Raw genomic sequence first — 24,854 nt, forward strand, 5'->3', positions numbered from 1 at the left:
CTGTGTCCGGGGATGGGATAATAGGCGCATTATACCCCTCCCGGACCCGTCAGGCCAAGGGTGAAAGTGACGGTTTTCCTAGAAAAATCAGGCGGTCGCGGCGACGTCGCTGATGATATTGCGAGCGAAATTCAGGCACTGTCCGCATTTGGGTTTGCGACCCATTTGCGCGTAGGCCGCCTTCGCGCAGCGCAACTGGCCGCTCCGCGCGACATCGCGCAGCTGGCTTTCCTTTATTGCGTTGCAGACACAGACGACCATGTGCGAATCCTTCTCAGCAACTCCTCTTTACGGCTAGTGCGACCGATTCGCAACAAGAAAGTTGCGACTGGTTCGCAATCCGAAGAGGCGCGTTTTACCCTCGCACGCCCCTTGCCGTTCGGGTGATTCGCGGGCATAGGCGCGGCCAGATTCCCGCCCGCTCGAACAAAGGTCTGCCCCGATGAAAGTGAATGTCTATGTGACGCTCAAGACCGGGGTCCTCGACCCGCAGGGCAAGGCGATCCATCATGCGCTCGAAGGACTGGGATTTGCCGGCGTCAGCGATGTGCGCGCGGGGCGCTTCATCGAACTGGAGGTTGCCGACGACGTAACCGACGCCGATCTCGACGCGATGTGCGCGAAGCTGCTCGCGAACACAGTGATCGAAAACTACCGCATCGAACGTCCCTGACCGGTACGAAGGAACCCGCGCCATGAAGACCGCCGTCATCGTCTTTCCCGGCTCCAATTGCGACCGCGACATGGCGGTCGCGCTCGAAACCGTCACCGGCCGCGCGCCCGCGATGGTGTGGCACCGCGAGACGGCGCTTCCCGATGGCACCGACTTCATCGCGTTGCCCGGCGGCTTCTCCTATGGCGATTATCTCCGCTCGGGCGCGATGGCGGCGCGTTCGCCGATCCTCCGCGCGGTCGCCGACGCGGCGGCGCGCGGCGTGCCCGTTCTCGGCGTGTGCAACGGTTTTCAGGTTCTGACCGAGGCGGGGCTGCTTCCCGGCGCGCTGATGCGCAACGCGGGGCTGAACTTCGTATGCCGCACCGTGTCGCTGACGGTCGAGAACAGCCAGTCGCTGTTCACCGCCGCCTATCAGGCGGGCGAGACGATCGACATTCCGGTTGCGCATCATGACGGCAATTATTTCGCAGATGCGGCGACGCTCGACCGGATCGAGGGCGAGGGGCGCGTGGCGTTCCGTTATCTCGACGGGGTCAACGGATCGGCGCGCGACATCGCGGGCGTTCTGGGCGACGCGGGCAACGTGCTCGGCATGATGCCGCACCCCGAGCGCGCGATCGACCGCGCGCACGGCGGCACCGACGGGCTACGCCTGTTTGAGGCGGCGCTCGGCGTCCTCGCCTGACGGCGTCGCAGTCGCGCGGGAGAGCTGCGGTTGCAGCCATCGGCCGACGAGCAAAAGCACCGTCGGCCAGAACATCGTATTCCAGATGTCGTGCAAGTGCGCCGTGTCGGGCTGTAGCGTCGATCGCGTGATTTCCGCGACGATGTCGAGCCATTCGCCGGCGCAGGCCATCGCAAAGGTCGCGATCCATGCCGCAATCCAGCCACCGCGCCAGCGCCACAGCAGGCGGACCGCCAGAAACAGACCCAGCCCGAAATAGATGTGGAGCGCATCCTTGCTGAGGTCGCTCGCGGATACGATCCACAGCTTTTGTTCCTGAAACAGGGCGGCCAGTTGCACCAGCGTCATCGTGTCAAACCTTGGCTCCAAAAGGCGTGAAATCGGTGCCCTCGTCAAAGACGTCGACACCCTCGCGCCGCTTCAACGCACCGACCGCCCAATAGGTTACCGGCGTCAGCGCGGCTTCCCATGCCGTCTTGATCAGCCATTGCGACAGCACGACCTGATAAAGCTGCTCGGGCGGCCATCCGGCAAGCCCGTAAAAGGCGAGCGGGTAGAATATCAGGCTGTCGAGACCCTGGCCGACGACAGTCGAGCCGATCGTGCGCGCCCAGAGGAAGCGTCCGCCGGTCCATATCTTCATGCGCGCGAGAACATAGGAGTTGGCGAATTCGCCGACCCAAAAGGCGGCCATCGACGCGAGCACGATGCGCCAGCTGTTGCCGAACACGAACTCATAGGCGTCCTGCCCCGGCCAGCCGTCGGCGGGCGGCAACGCGACGACGACCCACGCCATCAGCGCCATGAAGGCAAGTGCGGCGAAACCCGTCCAGATCACCCGCCGCGCGCGCGCATAGCCGTAGACCTCGGTCAATATGTCGCCGATGATGTAGCTGATCGGGAAGAAGAGCACCCCGGCGCCGAATGCCCATTGGCTGCCGTCGGGCAGTGCGACGAAGCTCGGCTTCGACGCGCCGATGATGTTCGAGAGCAGCAGGATCGCGACGAACGCCGCCATCACCAGGTCGTAATAGCGGAAATGCCGCACGCTCGCGGCGGCGACGCGCGCGGGCGCAGCTTCGGCCGCAGGGGAGGGGGGCGTTTCCATGCCGCGCTGCTTAACGCGCTTTGCGCCGGACGCAAACCACGCTATTCGCCACCCCGGGGCGCCCGTAGCTCAGCTGGATAGAGCACCCGCCTTCTAAGCGGGTGGTCGCAGGTTCGAATCCTGCCGGGCGCACCATGCACATGCAAACAATTCAGATATTTCAGTAAACTATCGCCGGATAGCGCATTGTGGCGTAGTTCCGCGGGTCCCCTGCAAGCGGATCTGGCGCTCTTGCCGGCGCAGTTGAGCACGCGTCATCATGCGCGTCTCGTCGGTTGGTATACGAAGCGAAGATTACGCCCATTCGTTACGCCGAACGAAGGCATCGCGCATCTGCAAGGCGACCGGGAATTTGCGTGCCGCGCCGATTCTGATTGGTCACACCAAGATTGAAAATGCTGTGCGGCACTTTGGCGTCGATGTTGAAGATGCGTTGATCCTAAAGGCGGATAGTCCCCATCAGCCAAATTGCGTTGCACCTGGGCTATGATGTTCCCCTCAAGCTGGCTCTGATCGCTATCAAGGCATCCGGATTTTCGATCGTGGGCGGCGCGTCCACATCCTCGCCGTTGACCAGACGGCGTATCACCGCACGCAAGATCTTGCCCGATCGGGTTTTCGGAAGCACGTCGACGATGCACACGCGCTTCAACGCCGCAACGGGCCCGAGTTCGCCGCGGACGCGCGCAATAATCTCGCTCGCGAGTTGATCGTTTCGGGAAGCGCCCGATTTTACCACCGCAAATGCGCACGGCACCATGCCCTTGATTCTGTCGTCGGCGCCGACGACGGCGCATTCGGCGATGGCGGGATGGCCGGCGATGATTTCCTCGATCTGTCCTGTGGACAGCCGGTGCCCCGCGACGTTGATGATGTCGTCGGTGCGCCCCATGATGTGCAGGAAGCCGTCGCCGTCGATATGGCCCGCATCGCCCGTTTCATAAAAGCCAGGGAAGCTTTCAAAGGATCGCGCGTATCCGGCTTCGTTGTTCCACAGGGTCGAAAAGCATCCCGGGGGTAGCGGCGCCTTGATGGCGAGACGCCCGTCATTGGCATTGTCTGCGCCGCGTCCCGCTTCGTCGAACAGCGCAAAGCGAAAGCCGGGTACGGGAAAGCCCGCACTTCCGGCGCGGCGGCGCGTGTCGCCAAGCCCGAAACAGGTGGCAATCGCGGGCCATCCGAGTTCGGTTTGCCACCAATGGTCGATCACCGGCAGTTTCAAATGCCGTTCCGCCCATTCGATCGTGCTCGGGTCGGCGCGCTCGCCCGCAAGGAACATCGCCTTAAGACGTCCGGTTCCGGTCGCATCGATGAAGCCGCCGTCGGGGTCTTCCTTGCGGATCGCGCGGATCGCGGTGGGCGCTGTGAAAAACACGTCGACGTCATGGTCGACAATGGTGCGCCAGAAGGTTCCGGCGTCGGGCGTCCCGACCGGCTTTCCCTCGAAAAGCAGCGTCGTGCACCCGGCGAGCAGCGGACCATAGACGATATAGCTGTGGCCGACGACCCAGCCGACATCCGACGCCGCCCAGAAGGTGTCGCCGGGGTGCACGCCATAAATATTGGCCATGCTCCACGCGAGTGCGACGGCATGGCCGCCATTCTGGCGGACCACGCCCTTGGGCGTCCCCGTGGTGCCCGAGGTGTAGAGGATGTAGAGCGGATCGGTCGCCGCAACCGGCACGCACGGCGCGGGCGCGGCGCCCGCAAAGGCTTCGGCCCAATCGAGGTCGCGTGCTGCGGTCATCGACGCCTCGCAGGCGTCGCGCTGGAGCAGGACGACATGGTCGATCGGGTGCCGCGCGAGTTCGAGCGCTTCGTCGACGAGCGGTTTGTAGGGGACAATGCGGCTGCCTTCGATTCCGCACGACGCCGTGAGGAGGATTTTCGGCGTCGCATCGTCGACGCGCTTGGCAAGTTCGGGCGGCGCGAAGCCACCGAACACCACCGAATGAACCGCCCCGAGCCGCGCGCACGCGAGCATGGCGAACAGTGTTTCGGGGATCATCGGCATATAGATGACGACACGGTCGCCCTTGGTGACGCCGAGCGCGGCCAGCATTCCTGCCGTGCGCGCGACCGCATCGCGCAGTTCGGCAAAGCTGATCAGGCGGCGCGTCCCGGTTACGGGGCTTTCGTAAATGACGGCGGTGTCGCCGCCGCGCCCCGCCTCGACATGGCGATCGACGGCATTGCGGCATGTGTTGAGCCGCGCACCGGCGAACCATCCTTCGCCTTCGACCCATCCCCTATCGGGCGGGGTGTCCCAGTCGATTGCCGCTGCCGCGCCCAGCCAGAAGGCGTCGGGGTCGGCAAGGCTGGCGGCACGGACTTCGTCATAGCTTGCACTCATCGGATCACGCCGCCGCCATCAGCTCCTCGAGCAATTTATGGTCCAGGATCGATGAAATCTCGCCCTTTTCGTCGAGAAAGGCAACCGGTCCGTAATTGGTGAAAAGCAATTCCGTATATTCGGGAAAGGCCGTGTGCTCGTGGATGACGTCGAGCGGTTCATAGCCATAGGCCCCCGCCGGCGCTTCGCCCATGCGATAGGTCATCCGCCCCTTCAGCACATAATATTCGCCCGCGCCGAGGTGGAGATGCGGGCCGAAGAAGCTGCCCGGCTGCGCACGGAACAACACGGTCCAGCGGCCGGTCTCGGCGCTCGAATAGAGCAGGGTGAATTCGATCCCCTCGGCAAGCGGCGCCCATTTCATCATCTCGGCGGTCGTCAGGCGTTCATCCAACATCGTTCGTGCGTCCTTGCTCAGAAACGGAAGGAAAGTTCGGCGCCATAGGTCGCGCGTTCGCCATAATAGCGGGGCACGAACCCGAAACCGCTCGTGTCGGTGGCGTCGACGATATAGGCCTTGCCGGTGACATTCTTTGCCCAGGCGGCAAGTTCCCACCCCTGGTCGGGGTTGGCGAAGGCAAACCGCAGGTTGAGCAGCCCATAGCCTTCGCCCGAGCTGATCAGCTCGTCCTCGGCATTGTTGTAATATTTCTTGCCCGTATAGTTATATTCGACCCGCCAGCGCGTTTCGAAATCGCCGACGGGGATCGTCACCTGTGCAAAGGTCGAGGCGGTGAATTTCGGCGCGCCCGGCATGCGGTTGCCCGAAAAGTCGCGCGGATCGCCGGTCACCGGGTCGATCGCGCCCGAGAGGTAGTTTTTATATGTGGCGTCGAGGATGCCCATATTGAGCCCGAGGTCGAGCCAGTCGGTCGGCACCGCGGTCGCTTCGACCTCGATCCCCTTGATCGTCGCGTCGGCCGCATTGTCGAGCCCGAGCGTCGGCACCGCGCTTCCCGCCTGGCGGTTGACCGACAGCACCTGCAGATCGGTATAGTCATAATAAAAGGCCGACAGGTTCAGCCGCAGGCGGCGGTCGAAGAGGGTGGTCTTCAGCCCAATCTCATAGGAGGTCAGATATTCGGGATCGACCTGCGTGCGTTCGGCGACGCTGGTGATGATCCCGATGTTGAACCCGCCCGCCTTGAAGCCGCGGTCGATGCTCGCATAGGCGAGGATATCGTCGGTGACGTCGAGATCGGCCGACACGCGCCACGAGAAGGATTTGAACGTGTCCTTCAGCGATGCGAACGGGACGAGCGGCACCGGCGTGCCGTTGGGGATGTCGGCGTCGAAATAGCCTTCGATCAGGTCGGCGCGGTGCGTCGCGCGTACCTTGTCGATCGTGTAGCGTCCGCCGAGCGTCAGCCGCAGCGTGGGGATGACCGCATAGCTTGCCTGGCCATAGATGGCATAGGCCTTGTTCTTGCGCGTCGCGCGCGTGATCAGCGGCAGCGCGCCCTGTGCAAAGGTGAGCTCGCCGAGCAGGTCGGCGTCGCTGTCGGCGTCGAGATCCTCCTGAAAATAATAGAGGCCGACGATCGCATTGAGCGGGCCGCGATCATAGGACAGCTGGAACTCCTGCGTGACCTGTTCGGCGTCGGTCAGGAACACGATCTCGTCGATGCGCAGCGGCCCGCCGTCGACGTCGACGCGGTTGTCGACCTCGCTCTTGTCGTACCCGGTCAGCGACCGGAAGGAAAAGTCGCCGAAATCCTGCGCGACGCTGAGATTGACGAAGACATTGTCGCTGTAGTTGCGCGACGGCCCGTTGAAGTTGAGCAGGTTCGCCTTGTCGGGGAAGGGATCGGTATAGCCGAACAGGTCGGCGCCGTTGATCGTCCCGACGGGCTTGTTTTCCAGATAGTCGCTGCGGTCGCGTCCGCCGCCGACCGACAAGCGAATGTCGGTGTCGCTCGACGGCTGCCAGCGAATGATGGCGCGCGCCGCGGCCTCATCGACGTTGATGACGTCTTCTCCGTTAAAAAGATTGGTCTTTTCGCCGTCGCGCCGACGGACGATCCCGGCGACGCGCACCGACAGGCCCTCGGCGAGCGGCAGGCTGGCCGTCGCCTCGGCCTCGAACAGGTCGAACCGGCCATAGCCGACGCGGGCGTTGCCCTCGAAGATATCGTCGGGGAGCTTGGAGAAGAACTGGATCGCGCCGCCGGTCGTGTTCTTGCCGAACAACGTGCCTTGCGGACCGCGCACGACCTCGATCCGCTCGAGGTCGAACAGCGAGAAGATCTGGCTGCCGGTCGATGCGACGACCACATCGTCGCGATAGATGCTGATCGGGCCGATCGACGAGGCGTTGAAGTCGTTGTTGCCGACGCCGCGGATGAAGATGTTGGGGACGCCGCCGAACGTCTTGATCTCCAGATTGGGGACCTGATCGCCGATCGACAGGCTGTTGGTGAAGCCCGCTTCCTTGATCGCCGTGTCGTCGAAGGCTGTGACCGAAATCGGCACGTCCTGCAGATTCTGGGCGCGTTTCTGCGCCGTCACGACGATATCGCCGACGCCGCCCTGCTCGGGCGCGGTTGTCTCTTGGGCAAAGGCGGGCGCGCTGACGGCAAGGGCCGTGGTAGCCGCCGCCATATACAGCCCGATCCGGAACTGGTTCGACATATATTCCCCTCCATGGTCTCGGCCCACCTGCGTTGGATCGGCCTCTTCTCCCTCCTTCTAGGCGCGGCGGCGGCAACTGCATGTGTCGGAGCGGCGCAAAATTTGACTGAGGGCGAACCGGGCGTCGGGCGCCTTGTCACGCCAAACCGACTGGTTTTCCGGCGAAAATTGTATGGGGGCGCACAGGTTTTTGTATGGGCGCGAACCCTTGCGGCGCGCCGATTGCATCGGCGGCCCGAACGCCCTAGCCTGCGGAGTCGGAGAGAGGGGCAGTGCCATGCTGCTAAGCGAAGAACGCTGGACGTCCGCTTCCCTGCCGCCGCCGCGCCAATTGCCGGGGTTTCAGGAAGTGTTCGACCGGACCCATTTTCACTGGGGACTGAGCCGCGCCGGCTCGGACGCCTATCATGCCGAGCTGCGCCGCCGCGCGATCGACGATTTCGTCTTTACCGACATCGTCTGCGATCCGGTGACGGGATACCGCACCCACGACGATGTCCGGCGCGGCGCCGACGATTATTTCTGCCTGCTCTATTTCGACGAGGGCAATTGCCTGCTCCGTCAGGGACGCAATGAATCGGTCGTTCGCCGCGATACGATAGCCGTGTGGGACAGCACGCGTCCGGCGATGTTCCAGAACAGCGACCAGTTGCACCAACTGTCGATCATGATCCCGCACCGCATGGCCAAAACCATCGTTCCGGGCATCGAGGACATGTGCGGCCTGACCGTCGACGGCAGCGCGGGCCTCGGCGCGATCCTCCTGTCGCACCTGCGCCAGATCCACCGGACGGTCGATACGGTCGCGCCGCAGGACCGCGCGGCGGTGCTGCGCGCGACGGTCGAACTGGTCGCGGCCGCTTTTCGGCCCGCGCCCGAACGGCTTGCCGGAACCAGCTTTCGCCGCGCGCTGCTTAACCGGGTGCAGGATCATATCGTTGCGCATCTGGGCGATCCGTCGCTTTCGGCCGCGACCATCGCGCAGGCCTTTCGCTTCAGTCCGCGTTATCTCCATCGACTGTTCGAGGAGTTCGGGGTGACTGTGGGCACCTGGATCCGCGAGCGCCGTCTGCAATCGGCGCGCGCCGACCTTGCCGATCATGCCTCGGCGCATTTGAACATCACCGAAATCGCGATGCGGCATGGCTTTGCCGATGCTTCACATTTCAGCCACGCCTTTCGCGGCGCGTTCGGCATGTCGCCGCGCGCCTGGCGCACCGAGGCGGCGCGTTCGGCGGCGAGTTCCCTCCAACCCAAATAAGCCGCCATTCTGACGCAAGTCACCGCGGCTCCGCTCCCCTAGGTCCGATCGAAAGACCGTGGGAGATGGACGATGGCCGACAGGCTGAAAGGCAAGATTGCGCTGGTGACCGGCGCGGCGCAGGGAATTGGGGCAGGCATTGCCCGCGCCATGGCGGCCGAGGGCGCAACGATATTCGCCGCCGATATCAACGTCGCCGGCGTCGAAGCGCTGGCCGCCGAAATCGGCGCCGAGCCGCTTGCGCTCGACGTGACGCGCGAAGAAGCCTGGAAAGCTGCCGCCGACCGCATCGGGTCTGCGCTGTCGATCCTCGTCAACAATGCCGGCGTCGAGCTCGTCAAGCCGATGACCGACCACAGCCTGTCCGACTGGCGGTCGGTGATGGCGGTCAATGTCGACGGCCTGTTTCTCGGTTGCCGCACGCTGCAACCCTTGCTGGCGAGCGGCGGCACGGCGGGGGCGCCGGCAAGCGTCGTCAACATCTCGTCGATCGCGGGGCTCGTCGGATATCCCGACCAGCTTGCATACAACACGTCGAAAGGCGCGGTCCGGCACATGACCAAGAGCCTTGCGATTGAATGGGCGGCGCACGCGCTGCCGATCCGGTGCAACTCGATCCATCCCGGCTGCATCCGCACCCCGATGCTCGAACTCGCCGTCGAAGGCTGGGTGCGCGAAGGCTCGATCCCCGAGGATGATCCCTGGGGCGCGGTCGCAGCGCTCTGTCCGCTCAATGCGGTCGGTGCGCCGGAGGATATCGCCATGGGGGCGGTCTATCTGGCCAGCGACGAGGCGCGGTTCGTTACCGGAATCGAGCTGGTGATCGACGGCGGGTGGGTCGCTCGATGAGCGGTACACCGAGCAATCGCAGCGACCGGCTGTGGATGTACGCCACGATGGTCAAGAGCCGGCATTTCGAGGCGCTGATCAAGCCCGCCTATTTCGAAGGGAAAACGCCGGTGTTCAACATGGCGAAGGGGCCGCTGCCGGGCGAGATGCACCTGTCTGACGGGCAGGAGCCCTGCGCGGTCGGCGTGTGCGCGCATTTGCGTCCCGGCGACACGGTCACCGCGACGCACCGCCCGCACCATGTCGCAATCGCCAAGGGTGTCGACCTCGACGCCATGGCGGCAGAGATATTCGGCAAGGCCTCGGGCCTGTCGGGCGGGCGCGGCGGACATATGCACCTGTTCGACGCGCGGGTGAATTTCGCCTGTTCGGGCATTATCGCGCAAGGCCTTGGCCCCGCCGTCGGCGCGGCATTGGCGAGCAAGCTGCGCGGCGAGGACCATGTCGCCGTCGCCTTTCTGGGCGAGGGCGCCGCCAATCAGGGGGCGTTCCACGAGGCGCTCAACCTTGCATCGGTGTGGAAAGTCCCGGCGATCTTCGTCATCGAGGACAATAGCTATGGCATTTCGGTCGCGAAGCGCGATTGCACCGCGGTCGAACGCAATTCGGACCGCGCCGCCGCCTATGCGATGCCCGGCCATTTCGTGCCGGGCAATGATGCCGATGCGGTGCACCGCGTGGCGGGCGAAGCCATCGCGCGCGCGCGGCGCGGCGAGGGGCCGTCGCTGATCGAGATCGAAACCTGCCGACTCGAAGGGCATTTCATGGGTGATGCCGAGGGCTATCGCCCCGAAGGCGAGGTCGATCGGTTGAAGGCGGAAGACCCGATCCCCGCCTATCGCGCCCGCCTCTTGTCCGAGGGCTTCGAGGGCGCCGAGCTCGACAAGGCCGAATTCGAAGCGCGCGCCGCGGTCGACGCGGCATTCGCCGCCGCGCGCGCCGCCGCCTATCCGCAGCCCGAGGAGGCTTTTGCCCATGTCTTCGCCTGACGCCCCGACCACCACCGCTCCCGCGCGCCGCTTGACCATCGCGCGTGCGATTTCCGAAGCGATCGGCCAGGAGATGGAGCGCGATGCAAATGTCCTCGTGATGGGCGAAGACATTGCCAAGCTGGGCGGCGTGTTCGGCACGACCACCGGGTTGCTCGACAAGTTCGGACCCGAGCGCGTGCGCGACACGCCGATTTCGGAGACCGCCTTCATCGGTGCCGCGACCGGGCTTGCCGCGGCCGGGATGCGCCCGATCGTCGAGCTGATGTTCGTCGACTTCTTCGGCGTCTGCATGGACGCCATCTACAATCTCGCGGCGAAGCAATGCTATTTCTCGGGCGGGCAGGTGACCTGCCCAATGGTGCTGATGACGAGCGTCGGCGGCGGATATGGCGATGCCGGGCAGCACAGCCAGACGCTCTATGCGACCTTCGGCCACCTGCCGGGGCTCAGGGTCGTCATCCCGTCGAACGCGCATGATGCCAAGGGCCTGATGCTCGCGGCGATCCGCGACCCCAATCCGGTCGTTTTCATGTATCACAAGGCGCTGCAGGGGATGGGCTGGCTCGGCACGGTGCAGCGGTCGATCACCGAAGTGCCCGGCACCGACTATGTCGTCCCGCTCGACAAGGCAAAGATCGTGCGCGAAGGGAGCGACCTCACCTTGGTCGGGCTGGGCCTGTCGGTCCACCAGGCGCTCGATGCCGCGGAAAAGCTCGCCGGCGACGGTGTCTCCGCCGAAGTCATCGATCTCGTCAGCATCGCGCCGCTCGACCGCGAAACGGTGCGCGCGTCGGTGCGCAAGACCGGGCGCCTGCTCGCCGTCGACGACGATTATCTGAGCTATGGCGTCGGCGCCGAAATCATCGCGAGCGTCTGCGAGGCTGGCATCACGCTGCGCTCGGCGCCGCAGCGGATCGCCTTTCCCGACATCCCCGTGCCCTTCACCCCCGTGATGGAGCATTTCGTGCTGCCCAACGCCGACAAGATCGTCGCGGCCGCACAGCATATGATGGAGCCTTCCGCCAATGACTGACGTGACCATTCCGACCGGCCTCTGGAACGATGGCGACGAAGCCGCAATCTCGGCCTGGCTCTATTCGGACGGCGATATCGTTGCCCAGGGCGCCATTGTTGCCGAGATCATGGTGGAAAAATCGAGCTTTGAGCTTGTCGCTCCGGCTGCAGGTAGCTTGACGATCTTGGTTCCGGCCGAAGAAGCGGTGCGCCCTGGGCAAGTGGCCGCACGCATCGGCTGACGCGTGCGCCCGATACCTACCGTCGAAACGCTTGCTGCAGGTTTTTCGTCCGGAGCGGCAATCGAAGCCGGGCGGGGCCGCGAAGCCATAGATGCGGATGCCGAGCGGTTGGCGGCTTTGCTGAATGGCGATGCGGCCGCACGCGGGCTGCGGCTGTGGACCAACACCAAATGCCTCGTCACAACCCGTCGCTTTGCGGCGTTACCCACCTTTGCGCGCGCCGCCGCGGAGAGCGCGGCGCGCGGCTGGCCGGTCCATGTGCGAACGAGCGGCGGAACGACGGTCGTCCATCGCCCGGGCATGCTCAACGTCAGCGCGTTCGACGCGTGGATCGACGACAGCCGCGATGTGACCACGGCGTTCGAGCGATTTTGCGGTCGGCTTGTCGCTGTGCTGCGATCGGCGGGTGTCGATGCGGACGTGGGATGGGTGCCCTTCAGCCATTGCGACGGGCGCTTCAACCTGACTGTCGCCGGTCGCAAGATCGGCGGAACTGCGTCGCTCGTCCGTCGCCGCCGATCCATGGTCGCAATGCTTGCGCATGCATCGATCTGGATCGAAGGCGATGTGACGGTCGATTTGGAGGCAGTCGAGAGGTTCGAACGAGATATCGGGTGTGGTGTGGCATACAATCGATCCGCACACGCAAGCATCTGCGATGCGATGGCAGAGGCCCGGTCGGTCGGGCACGCAAATGGTCAAGATGCGCGGCGGTCCGGTGATTGGGCGCGTGTTAGCGCGGCAGACCAGGCAGTGCGCGGCGCCGGCGCTTGTCATATCGCTGTCAACATCGACGGGCACTGCCCGGACTAGCCGCTTGCCCTGACGATCGGCCTGGGGCGAACGTCGCCTTCGAGCGGGCATGGGCCAGCCATTTGTGCCGCGCCGCATTCGTCGGCCGTAACTCCGATTTCGCCGCTTTAAAGCAAAGATCGGACAGTTGGCGACTTCTCTGTCTTCGATCGACCCGATTTTCCCCAGAAGGCCGTCGGCAAACCGCGTCTGAAGGCCGACCGCGATGCTGCGCGGGCCGTGCGGGCCTTTGCTGCGGGAGAGTCGTGCCCGTGACGGCGCGTTGCCAACCAGAAATATGAAAAAAGGGATAGTCAATGACGAATAGAACGAAGCTTTTTGCCAAGCTTTTGTGCGGATCGGCTGCGCTCGGTCTGATGGCGCAAATGCCGGCCAGCGCCCAGAATGCGCCGACCGCCTCGGCCGATGACGACGCCGCAACTACGGAAGGCGTTCAGGCAGAGATCGTCGTGACTGGCTCGCTTTTCCGGCGCACCAATGTGGAAACGCCTTCGCCAGTCACCGTTCTGTCGGCGGCCACCCTCGAAGAGCGCGGCCTTAATACTGCGGCCGAAGCGCTGCAGCGCGTCTCCGCCGGCAATGCCGGAACCATTTCGCAGGGTTGGAACGCAGGCCACAATTTTGCGTCCGGAGCGAACGCCGTGTCGTTGCGCGGTTTGACGGTGCAGTCGACGCTGAGCATTTTTGACGGCCTGCGCATGGCGCCCTATCCGCTCGCGGACGACGGCCAGCGCAATTTCGTCGATCTCAACACGATCCCCAGCGCAATCATCGAACGCATCGAAATTCTTCGCGATGGCGCCTCATCGACCTATGGGGCCGACGCCGTCGCCGGCGTGATCAACGTCATCACGAAGAAGCAGGTCGAAGGTCTGTTTGCCAACGCTTCGGTCGGCATCTCACAGCGTGGCGACACCGGTGAACGCCGGGCCGATCTGACCTACGGGTATGGCGACCTCGCCGATCAGGGCTTCAACTTCTATGTGAGCGGCGAATATCAGAAGCAGGACGCCCTATGGGCACGCGATCGCGGCTATCCGTTCAACACGGCGGACTGGAGCCGTATTTGCAATGCCGCCAACTCCTGCATGCACAATCTCAACCCCAATGGCGTGAGCCCCGACGGGTATTTTAACGGGTTCGCGCCCGTTCCCGGTGTTACGATGGTTCGCCCCGTGACCGATGCCGGCGGTGCAATCGGCAGCGGCCGCTATGCTTTCCTGAACCCGGCCTTAGGGTGCGGACGCTGGGACACCATACAGCTCACCGCCGCGCAAATCGATCCCGCGCAAGGCGGGTCGGCCACGGCGCCTGCCGACGGCCGCGTCTGTACCTATAATGCGGTCGGCGAATATTCGATGCTGCAGCCCGAGATCGAACGATTTGGCGTCTCGGCGCGGTTCACAGCCAATCTTGGCGACAATCACCAACTCTATGCGCAGGGCAACTTCTACAAGACCCAGACATTCTCCTCGTCGGCACCTCGTCGCTGGCACGACCGTCCGACCGCACCGCGCAGCGGCGCCGTGGTCTACAATGTGATCGCGCCGGTTTACGTATGTGCTGCCGGCAAAGGAACGCTCAACGGTGTCGGTACCGGTTGCGACGCCACGAATGGCGTCCTCAACCCGTACAATCCCTACGCGAGTTCGGATCAGACGGCTCAGCTATTCTTCATGCCCGACCGTCCGACCACCGATGAAACCTCATCGCGGTCGCTTCGCGGCGCAATCGGCCTGACGGGTTCCTTCGGCGACAGCTGGCGTTATTCGGCGGATTTCACGGCGTCGAATGTGCAGCTCACCAGGGTGCAGCGCGGCTATGCCATCCCGCAGCGTATCATGGACGTGGTCGCTCGCGGCACGTTCAACTTTGCCAACCCCGATGCGACGCCCCAGTCGGTCTGGGACTATGTCATGCCGACCAATGTCACGCGGTCGAACTCCAACCTGTGGCAGGCAACCGCAAACGTCACCCGTTCGCTGGCCGAACTTCCCGGCGGAACGCTGGAAGCGGCCCTCGGCGTGGCCTACCGCCAGGAATCGATCGACGCGCCGAGCGCCAACCCGCAGAATGATGCCCATCCCTATGATCGCTATTATGTGATCAACGCGGTCGGCACCTCGGGCAGCCGCAACGTCTTCTCGTCGTTCGGAGAACTGAGCGCGCCCATTTTGGACGAGCTCGAAGTCAACCTGTCCGGCCGGTACGACAGCTATTCCACCGGGCAAAAGAACTTCTCGCCAAAGGTCGGCGTGAAAGTGACGCCGGTGCGGCAACTCGCGCTTCGCGGCACATGGTCGAAGGGCTTCCGCATTCCGAGCTTCAACGAAGCATTCGGATTGCCCACGACCGGGTTCGTGACGCAGGGCGGCGGAACCTTTTGCACCACCTATGCAGCCTTCTGCGCCGCGCATGGCAACAACGCGTATGCATCCAGCCCCTTCTCGGTCGGGCTGACCAACGTCGGCAACCCCGAACTCTCGCCGGAGCGGTCCCAGAATTATACGCTGGGGGCGATTTTCGAACCGATTCCGAACGTCAGCTTCACGATCGACCTGTGGCGGATCAAAATTCGCGACCAGATTGTCGGCGTCAGCAATATCGGTCCCGTGCTCGCGGCTTATTACAAGAACAACGGGGTCGTGAACATTCCCGGCTTCGTCGTGACGCCCGGTATCCCCGATCAGGCCAATCCCAATGCCCTGCCACATATCGGATCGATCCAGGCTTCCTTTGCCAACGCCAACAGGCAGCTTGTCCAGGGCGTCGATTTTGGCGTCAATGGCCGGTTCGACGTCAGCGACGATGTCCGGTTCACGACGTCGTTCGAAGCATCGTATCTCGACAAGAACCATCTGACACTTGTCGACCCGGTCACCGGCGAAGCTCAGCCGCCCGAGCGCTATGAGGGAACGCTGAGCCCGTGCAACACCACATCCTGTTCGGGTTCGCCCAAGTGGCGCGCAAGCTGGCAGAACACGATCGCCTTTGGTGACACCACGATTTCGGCGACGACCTATTTCACCAGCGGCTACCATGTCGCGCAGGTGGACTTCGGAGCCACGCCGGGTGATTGCGAAAGCGCGGTTGCAGCCGGTGCCGCGACCTATCCGGACGGTACGCCGGTGATGTGCCGGTCGAAGGCGATCTGGAACGTCGATCTGACGGCGTCGCAGAAGGTGTCGAAGAACTTCACCCTGTATGCCAATGTCCTGAACCTGTTCGATACCAAGGCACCGTTCGATCCGAACGCGGCTTACGGCATCTATGGCTACAACCCGGCGTGGGCAGGTCCGAATATCGTCGGCCGATACTTCCGGTTGGGTGCGAAAGTGAACTTCTGATAGCCTGAATCCGAAGGGAAGGGGGGTAGCGTTCGCGCTGCTCCCCTTTGCTTTTTTACGCCCTCAGATAATTTCGAACCGCCTTTTCATATCGTGCACCGACAGCGACCCATTGGCCGCAGCTCGAACGGACGGCAGCGATACGATTTCCGTCGCGCTTGACTTCCTTCACGCTGTCGAGCCGCACAAAGGCGGACCTGTGAACCCGTATCAGCTGACGCGATTGCAATAGTTCTTCCAGATCGTTCATCCTCAATCGCGCCAAATGCGCCCGGCCTTCCGCATGAAGCCGGACATATTCTCCATGCGCTTCGACCCAGCTTATCGAGCTGATCGGGACAAAAAAGGTGCGCCCTAGATATTTGACCCAGAATCCTTCGCCGTGCATCGTCGACGGGATAGCGGGATGCCTCCGCGCGGCTTCCAGGGCTCGCTTGGCCAGCATTCGTTCGCGCGCGCGCAGGATGACGGGGAGCAGCGATTCCGACCGTACCGGTTTCACAAGATAGTCGACCGCATTGAATTTGAATGCGTCAGCCGCAAATTCGCCTGACGATGCCAGGAATACGACTTCGGCGGTTCCCGCGGCTGCCGCAACATCAAAGCCGCTGTCGTCACCCAGCTCCACATTGACGATGATCAGATCGGGGTTTGCGAGCGCGATCGCGGCGCGGGCATCGGCTTTCGACGATGCCGCTGCCACGATTTGCGCGTAGGGGAGGGGCGACGCGATCGCGCAAAGTTGGTCGAGGCCGGCGGGGTCGTCGACCAAAAGGACTTTTAGTTGTTGTTCGGCCGTTCCTACGGTGCTGTCGCTCGCCGTTGAGCGAAATGCGGTCGTTGTCATAGATTGCGTACTGCGCTCCGCGCGCCTGTATCAGTCCCGATAATCGACGAAGACGAGATCCGATGCGACCAACTGGATCGGCGCTCCGCGCGATTTCTGTTACTTGCAGATCATGAATATCCCGGCGCAACCATTGTTCTATAACAGTTTTTCGCAGCACGGCGTTCAGCCGGCGATGCGGGTCATGCTTGTCGATGACGAACCGCTCGCACTCGCGCGACTGGAGGCTGCACTCGCCGAAACACCGGACATCGAACTTGTGGGTAGTGCTGTCGAAGGGCTTGAGGCCGCCAGATTGATTGCCTCCCTCCGCCCGGATGTCGTCGTCCTCGACATCCAGATGCCGGGCCTGTCAGGAATAGAGCTTGCCGAGTCACTCGGTGCGAACGATTGGCGGCCCGAAATCATTTTTGTGACTGCGTTCAACCGTTTCGCAATCGAGGCCTTTCACGTCGAAGCGATAGATTACCTGCTCAAACCCGTCAGTTTCGATCGATTTCGAGTTGCCATCGAACGAGCGCGGCGACGCATCGCGTTGCTCCGGGCGGAAAGCCATGCGGTCGAACTGTCGACCGTGATCGCGGCCTTGCGCGAGGACGCCGTCAAATCGGAGCCGCCACCTGACAATGCCTATGATAGCGGCGTTTGGGTTCCTTATCGGCAGGGCGCCATTCGGATCGATGTCGACACCATCGACTGGATCGAAGCCGCCCGCGACTATGTGCTTCTGAACACGTCAACGAAGACCCACATCTATCGGGCGAAGATCAGCGATCTCGAACGCAGAATCGACCCGCGTGTGATCATGCGGGTACATCGATCGCATATGGTGCGCCTCAAATCGGTCGTCGCGGTCGAAAAGCCAGGTAAGGGCGCGCTTCGACTCTTGCTGTCGGACGGTGCCAAGGTTCCCGTCGGTCCCGCATTCCACGATCAGGTCCTCGCCGCGCTCCGACTTTAGACGGGGTTTTGGACGTACAGCGCCGCTTTGACGGCACGTTCCGCGTTCAAGGCACATCTCGGCCAGCAGTTCGAACTCGGCGACCGCTTTTCGTCACGCCAGAATCGCCTTTGGTCGATGTCGTCCTGCGGCGGCCATCTTTATCGCATTTGCGCTGCAAGCGCGCTCCGGATGGGCGAAACCCTGTCTCAAGAAGGACAGAGCGGTCGCGTTGGATCATCTGATCAGCCGACGGTTTCGGGTGCTTCCGGCAAGCGTCGCGAACAAGATCCAAAGCTCGATCGTCCCTGATCCAGCTTGGACGGGCGGCCCACCACGGTGGGTCGCCCGACTTTCCGGATACAATCAACGCTGCGCGCTCTGGGGTCCCACGGCGCGATTTAGCGACCGAGATGCATATGGGAAGTGGCGCTTCGCACATGAGAGCGGGCGGCTTCCCGCGATGGAACGGAAGCAGCTACGTTTGCTGAGGCGACGAGTTACGACAGGCCGAGCCGATCCATAACCTGTTTGACATAGCTCGGACCGACCTGGATCACCGCGCCGTCGCGAAGCAAGAGGCTCAGACTCCCGCGCCCCGGTCGCTCGACTCCATCCACGAGCGAAAGCCGTACGAAGCTCGATCGGTGCACGCGCATCAGTTCGGACGGATCGAGTTGCAATTCCAATGCACTCATCTGCGCCCGATGAAGATAACTTCGGGTGCCGGTGTGGAGCATGACATAATCTTTTGCCGCCTCGATCCAATCGATTTCACTGACGCTCAGGCGTATCTGTCCGCCGCGCACGGCCACCCAAATTGCATCGGCATATTGGGGCTGGCCGTCCTCAGGAGGCCGCGAGAGTGCGATCCGCCGTTTGGCGCGCGCTATTGACGATCGCAAACGATCGAAGCGTACCGGCTTCAAGAGATAGTCCGTCGCATCGACTTCGAAGGCGTCTGGCGCAAAATGTTCGAAGGCGGTCACAAAGATAATTTCGGGACGCCGATCGCGCGGCAAATCTGCAGCCAGCGCCATCCCGTTGCCGCCGGGCATCTGAATGTCGAGAAAGACAAGGTCCGGTGCCAATTCTGCAATTCGCTCATGTGCGTCCGCCGCAGACGAAGCACTCCCCACTACCGAGACATCTTCAAGATTGCGTAGCAAGTCATTGAGCCGGTCAATGGCCAGCTGTTCGTCGTCGACGAGCAGGACGCGAATTGTCATTACGAAACCATATGGTGTTTGTAGGGGAGTCGTACGATCGACAGAAAGCCGGCATCGCGCCGGACGGCCTCAAGCTGACCGCGTTCGCCATAGAGCGCGTTGAGCCGTTCGCGAACGTTGCGCAGGCCGATTCCGGTCCCGCCGCGCGAGACCGCGCCAGGACTGCCGTCGTCTTCGATTACAATGACAATATCCTCGCCATTGCGGGCAGCTTCGATCCGGATCGTCACCACGCGACCCTGATCGGCTACTCCATGTTTGATCGCATTTTCAACAAGCGGCTGCAGGATGAAATTCGGCATCTCGCAATCGCGCAGGTCGGGCGGGCATGTGATGTCGATCGCCAACCTGTCTCCGATGCGGGTTTGCTCGATCGCCAGATAGGCGGCGACTGTCTCAAGTTCATGTTCCAGTGTCTGGCCGCAGGATTCCGATTCCAGCGTCACCCGCAAGAAATCGGCGAGACGGGATAGCATTTCTTCTGCCTGATCGTTCCGCCCCGTGATGACCAGCGACGAAATCGAATTGAGCGTATTGAAGAGAAAGTGGGGATTGAGCTGATAGCGCAGCGCGGCAAGGCGCGCGACGGTGGCCGCGTGATTGGCCTCGGTCGCCGCGATTTTGGCTCGCTGCAATTCAAGGTCCCGTGCGCGATGCATCTCCGCTCGCTCAAGCGTCCAGAATGTCACGGCAAGCAGGGAAAATTGAAACGCGAATGCCGCAAAATTGTCGGCCCAGCGCGAAGCATAGGGAAATGACGTCCATATCGTCAGATTGCCCAAGGCACTCACGAAATCGAATATGGCAATGTCGAGAAAGCTTTGAATCACGCCGAGGGTCAAGGTTCCGGCGGAAACGATCAGAATTGCATGCCGGCCCTGCGTGGCCAATGTCCGGATGACGCCGCCAAGAATCAGGAGCGAAAGAATGAATCCGCTGATCCCGGAGAGAACAAAGCCGAGCAGTCCATAAAGGGAGATGCGGGATACAATCAGTACATAAGGGGCGGCGTACAGGCAAATCCAGCAGAGCCAAATCGCACCGGTCAGTAGGAGAAACTTGCGCCTTTCGCCGAAAAGCGATTGGACGAACGGCCTTCTTTCGGCAGTTGCCCTATGCTCCCCGATGTTGTTCGCTAATGGCATGTTCATGTCGGGCACTGTTCAGCCTAACTGTCAAAAAGAACAAGAGGCAACCAATCGGTGCAGCTTATTGCCTCATTCTCGTCCGAGAAACGGTCCCGGAGGCGAGCCCGACATTCGGGGTTCTCCAATCCCGTTCATTTGAGGGCTGTCATGCGGCGATGGACTGCATCCCAGTCCACCATGAACATCGCTGCTGCAAGACGCGCCACCGGCCGCTCGGGGTCGAGCCGTCCACGCCGAAGATCGTCGTTTTCCTGCGCATAGCTCGAGACATGTACCAGCAGGGGATGGCTCCCGATTGCGTTCAATTGATACCAGCTCCGGTCGCGCTGCAGTTCGGCCGCCAGCTTTCCCACCTGCCAGGGTTCTTGGGCTCGCGGCTCAAAGGCGGTCGATGCGTCGGATACGAACAGGCCATAGGCGGATCCCGTGCGAACCCGAAGGAGGCGCCCATCCATTCCTTCGGCTTGGACGTCGCGTGTCGCGAGCATCTGATAGGGATTGAGGAACACGCGAAGCACCGCTCCTTCCTCGGTCGGCGTCATAAAGCGCCCGTTGCGCGATATCGTTGCTTTGTCGCCCTCGACGACGCTCTTGGCCAGAATACTCAGCGTTGCGCCGACCAAACGCACCCCATCGGCTGTCGGCACGACTGAAATGTTGATATCGGCTTGCAGGCTCGTTCCGCGGACGTCGCGCAGCGATGGCTGCTGCATCAAGGCTTCAAAGGCGACCATCGCGCGCCGGCGCAAAATATCCGCTTCGGCAAGCGGGATCGTCGTGCCGTTCAACGGGCGGTGGACATGGAGTCCCGGAGTTTCCGAATACCAGCCCGGCAGTCCTGCACCAGGGTCTGCCTGTCCCTTGGTCCAGCGCTGAAGAAACGGGGGCTCGGCGCGCTCATCGGGTGTGGCAGCCGCCGCGGTTGCAGTGGGCGCTCCGACGAAAACGCCCATCATGGCCAGGCGAAACAAGGCGTACTTCAATTTCGGGACCTTCCAAATCAGGCGTGTTGTGCAGCCGTCCTGCCGCATCATCTCGGCTCGGGATTCAGGGGTCGGTCGGAACGACGCTGCGATTGATGTCCTATTTGTGCGGTATCCGCGCAGGCGAAATTGCTCTGCGCCTAAAGCTGCAAAGAAATCGTCCAATGCGGTTTGGAACCGATGAACGTCGCCCGTGGAGCGACGGGGATGTCGATCGAGATGCGCCTTGACTGCACTGGCGCGTAGCGGGGTGAGGGCGGGGCCGACGAGCAATCAACACTTAGCCGATGTAATGCACATTTCACCGCGGCCCCCAACCGGCAATTTGGTCGCTTCCATATCCAGATTGGTCGCCGCGCCCTGTCCTGGCCGGACAGATGCCGGCAAGTCGACAATTTCGAAGCATCGAATTGACACCGGTCGGGACCGTCGGCGCGTAGTGGCGACGGGCTCTGGCAGACGACGTCGGTCCCAGTTGATCACAAAGCGCCGCGCCGTCTGCGGCCAAGGTTCGCCGAACGGCGCGCATCAAGGAACAGGAGTAATCAATGACAATCGTACGCGCCCTGCCCGCTGTGGGGATCGGAATGCTATTGTCCGGTGCTGCCTTTCCGGTTGCGGCTGCGGCCGCCCAATGCACGCGCGCCTGGACTGGTTCGGTACAATATTCACGCTCGCACGCGAACAGCAGTTCCAAGACGGAAGACCGCATTTCCGGGAAGGGTACGGAAACGACCAATTGGTCGACGACCTTCAAATATACGGCGCAGGTCTCAGTTCGCGAGGGGCCGGATCGAACGAGCAGTATTGCGAAGGCCAACATTGGGGTCAGCTCGGTCTCGACCGAAACCAAAACCGCCAACGATCGCCATATTTGCCCGCACGAGCGCACTCCGCGCGCCATGTCGGGAAGTTTCGCGTCGCGCAGCCAGAGCAAGGGGGGCGGCAGCGGATTGGATGCGGACGTCACCGTGTCAATGGATTCGGATGGCGCTTATCGCGTGGGAGTGCGGTTGCCCGACGTTGCGGGAACGGCTTCGGGGTCGACATCGTCGAGCTTTAGCGGACAATGCACGCCCCGAAAGGGTGTGAACCACAGTCTGGCCGAGATGCCCACGCGGTTCGACGGCGTCAAATTTTCGACCGGCGGCGCGGATCGCGTTTCGCCGGACAAGCCCGACCAACTGTCGGGCAGCTATTCCGAAAGCTATGGCGGCGTGACCGAAACGCTGAGCTGGAGCCTGCGACGCTGCGGCGGCGCGCTGCGGCTGGTCAAGTTCAAGCTTGAGGACATGCGCTTTCCGAACTGGGAAGACTGGCAGGAAATCAAGGAACAGACCGGCACGACCGATGGGAACATCGTGCGGTTCACTGCGGTCGTCGCCAATGACAGCGGCGAGGAGAAGCCCGCGACAGTCAAGTTCAAGGATCTGGATGCCGATCAAAAGGCGGGAGGCGCCTCGGAAGCCGTGCTCGACGAGATCACCGTCGATGTCCCGCCGGGCGAAGAGCGCGAGGTGACGTTCAAATGGGATAGTTCGGGCTATGCCTGGTACGACGATGGCCGTCCCCGGATCACCCAGCGCATCCGCGCCGAACTTGCCGACGGTGGAAAGAAGGCCGGCGAGGAGACCCGCAACCTCAAGGTCGCGCCCAAGCCGCTCGTGCTCGTGCACGGCCTCTGGTCGAACTGGAAGGCCTGGGAAAGCTGGCAGGGAATTCTCTCGGGCGCGCATTCGAGCAACTGGAAGGCGTTTCCCGTAGGCCAGCATGCGCAATTCGGACGTATGCGGACCGGCGACGAAGTAGGAAATCTGGGGCCGACCAATACGATCGCCCAAAATGCCGGGGAGCTCGAACGCTATATCAAATATGCGCAGCGCGAACGCAACGCCTGGCATATCGACCTTGTCGCCCATTCGATGGGCGGCCTGATCAGCCGCCGCTATATCCATGCGGCGATGCCGACCTATCCCGACGGCAAGCCGCAGGTGCAGCATCTGGTCATGCTCGGCACCCCCAATATGGGCAGCCGCTGCGCCGACCTCATCAGCTTGCCGCTGGAAGCGGCGGGCCGCTCGATGGAGGCGCTGCGCGAATTGCGTCCAAGCGTGGTCGCGCAATTCAACGCGGCCCATACGAACCGCAAGGGCGTCGAGTTCTCGATCCTTGCGGGCAATCCGCTGCCGGCAATCTGCTATATGTACAGCCCCAATGACGGCGTGGTCACTGTTCCCTCTGCTTTCTGGGCGATCGCGGACCGCGCGCAACAATCGCTCCTCCACACGGACATGGCGAATGAGGCGGGGTTCAAGTCCTTTGTGAAGTCGCGCGTCGCGCTCGGCCCGGGAAAGCAGTCGCCCGAGGGGCAACTCGCCGCACTGGAGGCATTGGCGAGCAAAGGGGGATCGCCCTCCACCCGGACGCCTGCCAAGGATTCGACGTCGTCAGAGCCGCCGAAGCTCGATTTCACGAAGATCGTAAAGCTGTCACCGGGTCAGACCATCGAGATTCCGTTCGATGTTCCCGACGCGGACAATTTCGGTCTGACCTATGTTGCGCCACCCAAAGTCGGAGCGACCGTGGTGGACGAGGGAGGGGCTGTCCAGGGGACCAACCCGCCCGGCACCCCCAGCGCACAACAAATCTTCCGCTCGATCTTCGTCGGCAACCCGATCAGCAAGGCCAAGTGGACGCTCATGCTCGAAAATGAGGATGAAGAAGAGCGCGAAGTGGTCGTATCCGGGTGGTCGAACGCCAAATAGATTGGCGTTCGCTGGCTGCTGCGCGAACGCCGGCTTCGGTCCGCATAAACATGGCACAAACGCAAACAGCCTCCCCTAGGAGTAAGGGAGGCTGCGGTGCTCGAATCTTGAGTCCTCAGGGGTAGCGAAGTTCAATAGACTTCGACCCAGCTGTCGCTTGCGGAGAAGCTACTTGCTTTGCCCCAACAGATAAGGCCTTCGCGGCGGGCGCTCGCTTTGCCCTTTTCCAGCAGCCAATCGTAGATTTTGCAGTCGAACCCGCCGACCTTCGCTTGCTCGCGCATGGTGATCGTGCCGTAGTTTTCTGTCCCTTGCCAGTTCAACTTCTCGCCCGGCTCCATCTTCGCGAGCTTGGCCGTCCACGCCTTCGCATCGCCGAGCAGCTCGGAATAAAAATAGCGACTGGCCCACGCCTCATAATCATGGCCGCCTTCGCAATCGGAGCAGCGAACCTTGCTGAATTCGACGAACGCCGATTTCTGCGCCTTGATCTCTGCCGAAATCGGCATCTCGCTGGGGCGGCTATAGCTTGCTGCCGATGCGCTCTTGCGCGCGCGCGCATTGTTTTGGGCCGGTGTCGACGCGTCACTATCGACAGGGGGCGGGGTTTCATCGTCCCGGCAACCGCTTGCGGCTGCCGCCGCGACGGCATTTTCGCGCGCGCTGTCGGCCGTATCGCGCGCTGCCGCGTCGGCCGCGGCCCTGGCGGCGGCTTTGCGCCCCGTGATGGCCGCCACGCCGGCCGCTCCCATGAGCTTCCCGAAGCGCTTTCCGAACACCTTCCCGTTAGGCGCGGAAGCCCCCGGGCAATTTTCCTGCGCGTTGGCGGCAGCAGGGATGGAACCGACGGCCGCGATAAATGTGCTCACACACAAAAGCGTGAACCGACTCTGTCGACTTGGCGCGCGCAGGTTGATCATGCGAATTCTCCGTCGTTATGGCTGAATATCGACGGGCCTTGTGTCGCGGAC

Annotated in this window: 23 protein-coding genes and 1 tRNA gene; 13 read left to right on the forward strand and 11 right to left on the reverse strand. The window is 62.6% G+C overall.

The window, feature by feature from the left end; genetic code table 11:
- Positions 1–87: 87 nt before the first annotated feature.
- Entirely contained in the window at positions 88–261 is a 174-nt protein-coding gene (locus tag H7692_RS13265; protein ID WP_201927833.1) for a bacterioferritin-associated ferredoxin, read from the reverse strand.
- Positions 262–442: 181 nt separating this feature from the next.
- Here H7692_RS13265 and purS point away from each other — a divergent pair, with 181 nt between their 5' ends.
- Together purS and purQ are read left to right on the forward strand one after the other, a co-directional pair.
- Complete coding sequence (purS, locus tag H7692_RS13270; protein ID WP_201927831.1) at positions 443–673, forward strand: phosphoribosylformylglycinamidine synthase subunit PurS; 231 nt, start codon at positions 443–445, stop codon at positions 671–673.
- 22 nt (positions 674–695) lie between these two features.
- Complete coding sequence (gene purQ, locus H7692_RS13275; protein WP_222137115.1) at positions 696–1,361, forward strand: phosphoribosylformylglycinamidine synthase subunit PurQ; 666 nt, start codon at positions 696–698, stop codon at positions 1,359–1,361.
- On the opposite strand, the gene H7692_RS13280 is transcribed toward purQ, so the two are convergent.
- Positions 1,323–1,709, reverse strand: coding sequence for a hypothetical protein (locus H7692_RS13280; RefSeq protein WP_222137116.1), 387 nt, complete (start codon positions 1,707–1,709; stop codon positions 1,323–1,325). The genes purQ and H7692_RS13280 overlap by 39 nt on opposite strands.
- A gap of 4 nt (positions 1,710–1,713) precedes the next feature.
- A complete protein-coding gene (locus H7692_RS13285) occupies positions 1,714–2,469 on the reverse strand; it encodes a queuosine precursor transporter (protein ID WP_227340333.1) in 756 nt (251 codons plus the stop codon).
- A gap of 58 nt (positions 2,470–2,527) precedes the next feature.
- On the opposite strand from H7692_RS13285, the gene H7692_RS13290 reads away from it, so the two are divergent.
- Positions 2,528–2,604: transfer RNA gene (locus tag H7692_RS13290), tRNA-Arg, on the forward strand.
- A 349-nt stretch (positions 2,605–2,953) separates the two neighbouring features.
- Here H7692_RS13290 and H7692_RS13295 read toward each other — a convergent pair.
- From H7692_RS13295 to H7692_RS13305, 3 genes are read right to left on the reverse strand one after another with little or no spacing between them, the layout of a single operon-like run.
- Positions 2,954–4,822 (reverse strand): AMP-binding protein, encoded by a 1,869-nt coding sequence (locus H7692_RS13295; RefSeq protein WP_222137117.1) that lies wholly within the window; start codon positions 4,820–4,822, stop codon positions 2,954–2,956.
- 4 nt (positions 4,823–4,826) lie between these two features.
- On the reverse strand, positions 4,827–5,219 hold the full coding sequence (locus tag H7692_RS13300; RefSeq protein ID WP_201927823.1) for a 2,4'-dihydroxyacetophenone dioxygenase family protein: 393 nt from the start codon (positions 5,217–5,219) through the stop codon (positions 4,827–4,829).
- 17 nt (positions 5,220–5,236) lie between these two features.
- The gene (locus tag H7692_RS13305; protein WP_227340334.1) at positions 5,237–7,453 is read right to left on the reverse strand and encodes a TonB-dependent receptor; all 2,217 of its coding nucleotides are present in this window, start codon (positions 7,451–7,453) and stop codon (positions 5,237–5,239) included.
- Between the two features lie 277 nt (positions 7,454–7,730).
- Between H7692_RS13305 and H7692_RS13310 the strand changes: the two genes are divergently transcribed.
- From H7692_RS13310 to H7692_RS13340, 7 genes are all read left to right on the forward strand, one after another.
- Positions 7,731–8,714 (forward strand): helix-turn-helix domain-containing protein, encoded by a 984-nt coding sequence (locus H7692_RS13310; protein WP_201927821.1) that lies wholly within the window; start codon positions 7,731–7,733, stop codon positions 8,712–8,714.
- Positions 8,715–8,786: 72 nt separating this feature from the next.
- Positions 8,787–9,563, forward strand: a complete 777-nt coding sequence (locus tag H7692_RS13315; RefSeq protein ID WP_201927820.1) for an SDR family oxidoreductase — start codon at positions 8,787–8,789, stop codon at positions 9,561–9,563.
- On the forward strand, positions 9,560–10,552 hold the full coding sequence (locus H7692_RS13320; RefSeq protein WP_222137119.1) for a thiamine pyrophosphate-dependent dehydrogenase E1 component subunit alpha: 993 nt from the start codon (positions 9,560–9,562) through the stop codon (positions 10,550–10,552). The genes H7692_RS13315 and H7692_RS13320 overlap by 4 nt, the downstream gene beginning before the upstream one ends.
- The gene (locus H7692_RS13325) at positions 10,539–11,588 is read left to right on the forward strand and encodes an alpha-ketoacid dehydrogenase subunit beta (protein ID WP_222137120.1); all 1,050 of its coding nucleotides are present in this window, start codon (positions 10,539–10,541) and stop codon (positions 11,586–11,588) included. The genes H7692_RS13320 and H7692_RS13325 overlap by 14 nt, the downstream gene beginning before the upstream one ends.
- Complete coding sequence (locus tag H7692_RS13330; RefSeq protein ID WP_201927816.1) at positions 11,581–11,811, forward strand: biotin/lipoyl-containing protein; 231 nt, start codon at positions 11,581–11,583, stop codon at positions 11,809–11,811. The genes H7692_RS13325 and H7692_RS13330 overlap by 8 nt, the downstream gene beginning before the upstream one ends.
- Positions 11,812–11,814: 3 nt before the next feature.
- Complete coding sequence (locus tag H7692_RS15220) at positions 11,815–12,624, forward strand: biotin/lipoate A/B protein ligase family protein (protein WP_201927814.1); 810 nt, start codon at positions 11,815–11,817, stop codon at positions 12,622–12,624.
- 356 nt (positions 12,625–12,980) lie between these two features.
- Complete coding sequence (locus H7692_RS13340) at positions 12,981–15,971, forward strand: TonB-dependent receptor plug domain-containing protein (protein WP_222137122.1); 2,991 nt, start codon at positions 12,981–12,983, stop codon at positions 15,969–15,971.
- Between the two features lie 55 nt (positions 15,972–16,026).
- Here H7692_RS13340 and H7692_RS13345 read toward each other — a convergent pair whose 3' ends face one another.
- The gene (locus H7692_RS13345; RefSeq protein WP_222137123.1) at positions 16,027–16,818 is read right to left on the reverse strand and encodes a LytR/AlgR family response regulator transcription factor; all 792 of its coding nucleotides are present in this window, start codon (positions 16,816–16,818) and stop codon (positions 16,027–16,029) included.
- Positions 16,819–16,930: 112 nt separating this feature from the next.
- Between H7692_RS13345 and H7692_RS13350 the strand changes: the two genes are divergently transcribed.
- Both H7692_RS13350 and H7692_RS13355 read left to right on the forward strand, forming a co-directional pair.
- Complete coding sequence (locus H7692_RS13350; RefSeq protein WP_222137124.1) at positions 16,931–17,779, forward strand: LytR/AlgR family response regulator transcription factor; 849 nt, start codon at positions 16,931–16,933, stop codon at positions 17,777–17,779.
- A 27-nt stretch (positions 17,780–17,806) separates the two neighbouring features.
- Complete coding sequence (locus H7692_RS13355) at positions 17,807–18,070, forward strand: hypothetical protein (RefSeq protein ID WP_227340335.1); 264 nt, start codon at positions 17,807–17,809, stop codon at positions 18,068–18,070.
- A 188-nt stretch (positions 18,071–18,258) separates the two neighbouring features.
- Here the strand turns inward: H7692_RS13355 and H7692_RS13360 are convergent, their stop codons facing one another.
- The 3 genes from H7692_RS13360 to H7692_RS13370 all read right to left on the reverse strand — a co-directional run bounded on the left by H7692_RS13360 (position 18,259) and on the right by H7692_RS13370 (position 21,283).
- On the reverse strand, positions 18,259–18,987 hold the full coding sequence (locus H7692_RS13360) for a LytR/AlgR family response regulator transcription factor (RefSeq protein WP_227340336.1): 729 nt from the start codon (positions 18,985–18,987) through the stop codon (positions 18,259–18,261).
- Positions 18,987–20,138, reverse strand: a complete 1,152-nt coding sequence (locus H7692_RS13365) for a sensor histidine kinase (RefSeq protein WP_227340478.1) — start codon at positions 20,136–20,138, stop codon at positions 18,987–18,989. Before H7692_RS13365 ends, H7692_RS13360 begins: the two co-directional genes overlap by 1 nt.
- 128 nt (positions 20,139–20,266) lie before the next feature.
- Positions 20,267–21,283, reverse strand: coding sequence for a hypothetical protein (locus H7692_RS13370; RefSeq protein WP_227340337.1), 1,017 nt, complete (start codon positions 21,281–21,283; stop codon positions 20,267–20,269).
- 923 nt (positions 21,284–22,206) lie between these two features.
- On the opposite strand from H7692_RS13370, the gene H7692_RS13375 reads away from it, so the two are divergent.
- On the forward strand, positions 22,207–23,883 hold the full coding sequence (locus H7692_RS13375; RefSeq protein ID WP_227340338.1) for an esterase/lipase family protein: 1,677 nt from the start codon (positions 22,207–22,209) through the stop codon (positions 23,881–23,883).
- A 131-nt stretch (positions 23,884–24,014) separates the two neighbouring features.
- On the opposite strand, the gene H7692_RS13380 is transcribed toward H7692_RS13375, so the two are convergent.
- Complete coding sequence (locus tag H7692_RS13380; RefSeq protein ID WP_201927797.1) at positions 24,015–24,803, reverse strand: hypothetical protein; 789 nt, start codon at positions 24,801–24,803, stop codon at positions 24,015–24,017.
- Positions 24,804–24,854: the final 51 nt, after the last annotated feature.

Source organism: Sphingopyxis sp. P8 (assembly GCF_020622175.1).
In the GTDB taxonomy this organism is placed as follows: Bacteria; Pseudomonadota; Alphaproteobacteria; order Sphingomonadales; family Sphingomonadaceae; genus Sphingopyxis; species Sphingopyxis jiangsuensis.

What these genes read in the sequence shown, in the direction of transcription:
- H7692_RS13265 (WP_201927833.1), bottom strand. Translation starts at nt 261, where the DNA reads ATGGTCGTCTGTGTCTGCAACGCAATAAAGGAAAGCCAGCTGCGCGAT.
- purS (WP_201927831.1), top strand. Translation starts at nt 443, where the DNA reads ATGAAAGTGAATGTCTATGTGACGCTCAAGACCGGGGTCCTCGACCCG.
- purQ (WP_222137115.1), top strand. Translation starts at nt 696, where the DNA reads ATGAAGACCGCCGTCATCGTCTTTCCCGGCTCCAATTGCGACCGCGAC.
- H7692_RS13280 (WP_222137116.1), bottom strand. Translation starts at nt 1,709, where the DNA reads ATGACGCTGGTGCAACTGGCCGCCCTGTTTCAGGAACAAAAGCTGTGG.
- H7692_RS13285 (WP_227340333.1), bottom strand. Translation starts at nt 2,469, where the DNA reads ATGGAAACGCCCCCCTCCCCTGCGGCCGAAGCTGCGCCCGCGCGCGTC.
- H7692_RS13295 (WP_222137117.1), bottom strand. Translation starts at nt 4,822, where the DNA reads ATGAGTGCAAGCTATGACGAAGTCCGTGCCGCCAGCCTTGCCGACCCC.
- H7692_RS13300 (WP_201927823.1), bottom strand. Translation starts at nt 5,219, where the DNA reads ATGTTGGATGAACGCCTGACGACCGCCGAGATGATGAAATGGGCGCCG.
- H7692_RS13305 (WP_227340334.1), bottom strand. Translation starts at nt 7,453, where the DNA reads ATGTCGAACCAGTTCCGGATCGGGCTGTATATGGCGGCGGCTACCACG.
- H7692_RS13310 (WP_201927821.1), top strand. Translation starts at nt 7,731, where the DNA reads ATGCTGCTAAGCGAAGAACGCTGGACGTCCGCTTCCCTGCCGCCGCCG.
- H7692_RS13315 (WP_201927820.1), top strand. Translation starts at nt 8,787, where the DNA reads ATGGCCGACAGGCTGAAAGGCAAGATTGCGCTGGTGACCGGCGCGGCG.
- H7692_RS13320 (WP_222137119.1), top strand. Translation starts at nt 9,560, where the DNA reads ATGAGCGGTACACCGAGCAATCGCAGCGACCGGCTGTGGATGTACGCC.
- H7692_RS13325 (WP_222137120.1), top strand. Translation starts at nt 10,539, where the DNA reads ATGTCTTCGCCTGACGCCCCGACCACCACCGCTCCCGCGCGCCGCTTG.
- H7692_RS13330 (WP_201927816.1), top strand. Translation starts at nt 11,581, where the DNA reads ATGACTGACGTGACCATTCCGACCGGCCTCTGGAACGATGGCGACGAA.
- H7692_RS13340 (WP_222137122.1), top strand. Translation starts at nt 12,981, where the DNA reads ATGGCGCAAATGCCGGCCAGCGCCCAGAATGCGCCGACCGCCTCGGCC.
- H7692_RS13345 (WP_222137123.1), bottom strand. Translation starts at nt 16,818, where the DNA reads ATGACAACGACCGCATTTCGCTCAACGGCGAGCGACAGCACCGTAGGA.
- H7692_RS13350 (WP_222137124.1), top strand. Translation starts at nt 16,931, where the DNA reads ATGAATATCCCGGCGCAACCATTGTTCTATAACAGTTTTTCGCAGCAC.
- H7692_RS13360 (WP_227340336.1), bottom strand. Translation starts at nt 18,987, where the DNA reads ATGACAATTCGCGTCCTGCTCGTCGACGACGAACAGCTGGCCATTGAC.
- H7692_RS13365 (WP_227340478.1), bottom strand. Translation starts at nt 20,138, where the DNA reads ATGAACATGCCATTAGCGAACAACATCGGGGAGCATAGGGCAACTGCC.
- H7692_RS13380 (WP_201927797.1), bottom strand. Translation starts at nt 24,803, where the DNA reads ATGATCAACCTGCGCGCGCCAAGTCGACAGAGTCGGTTCACGCTTTTG.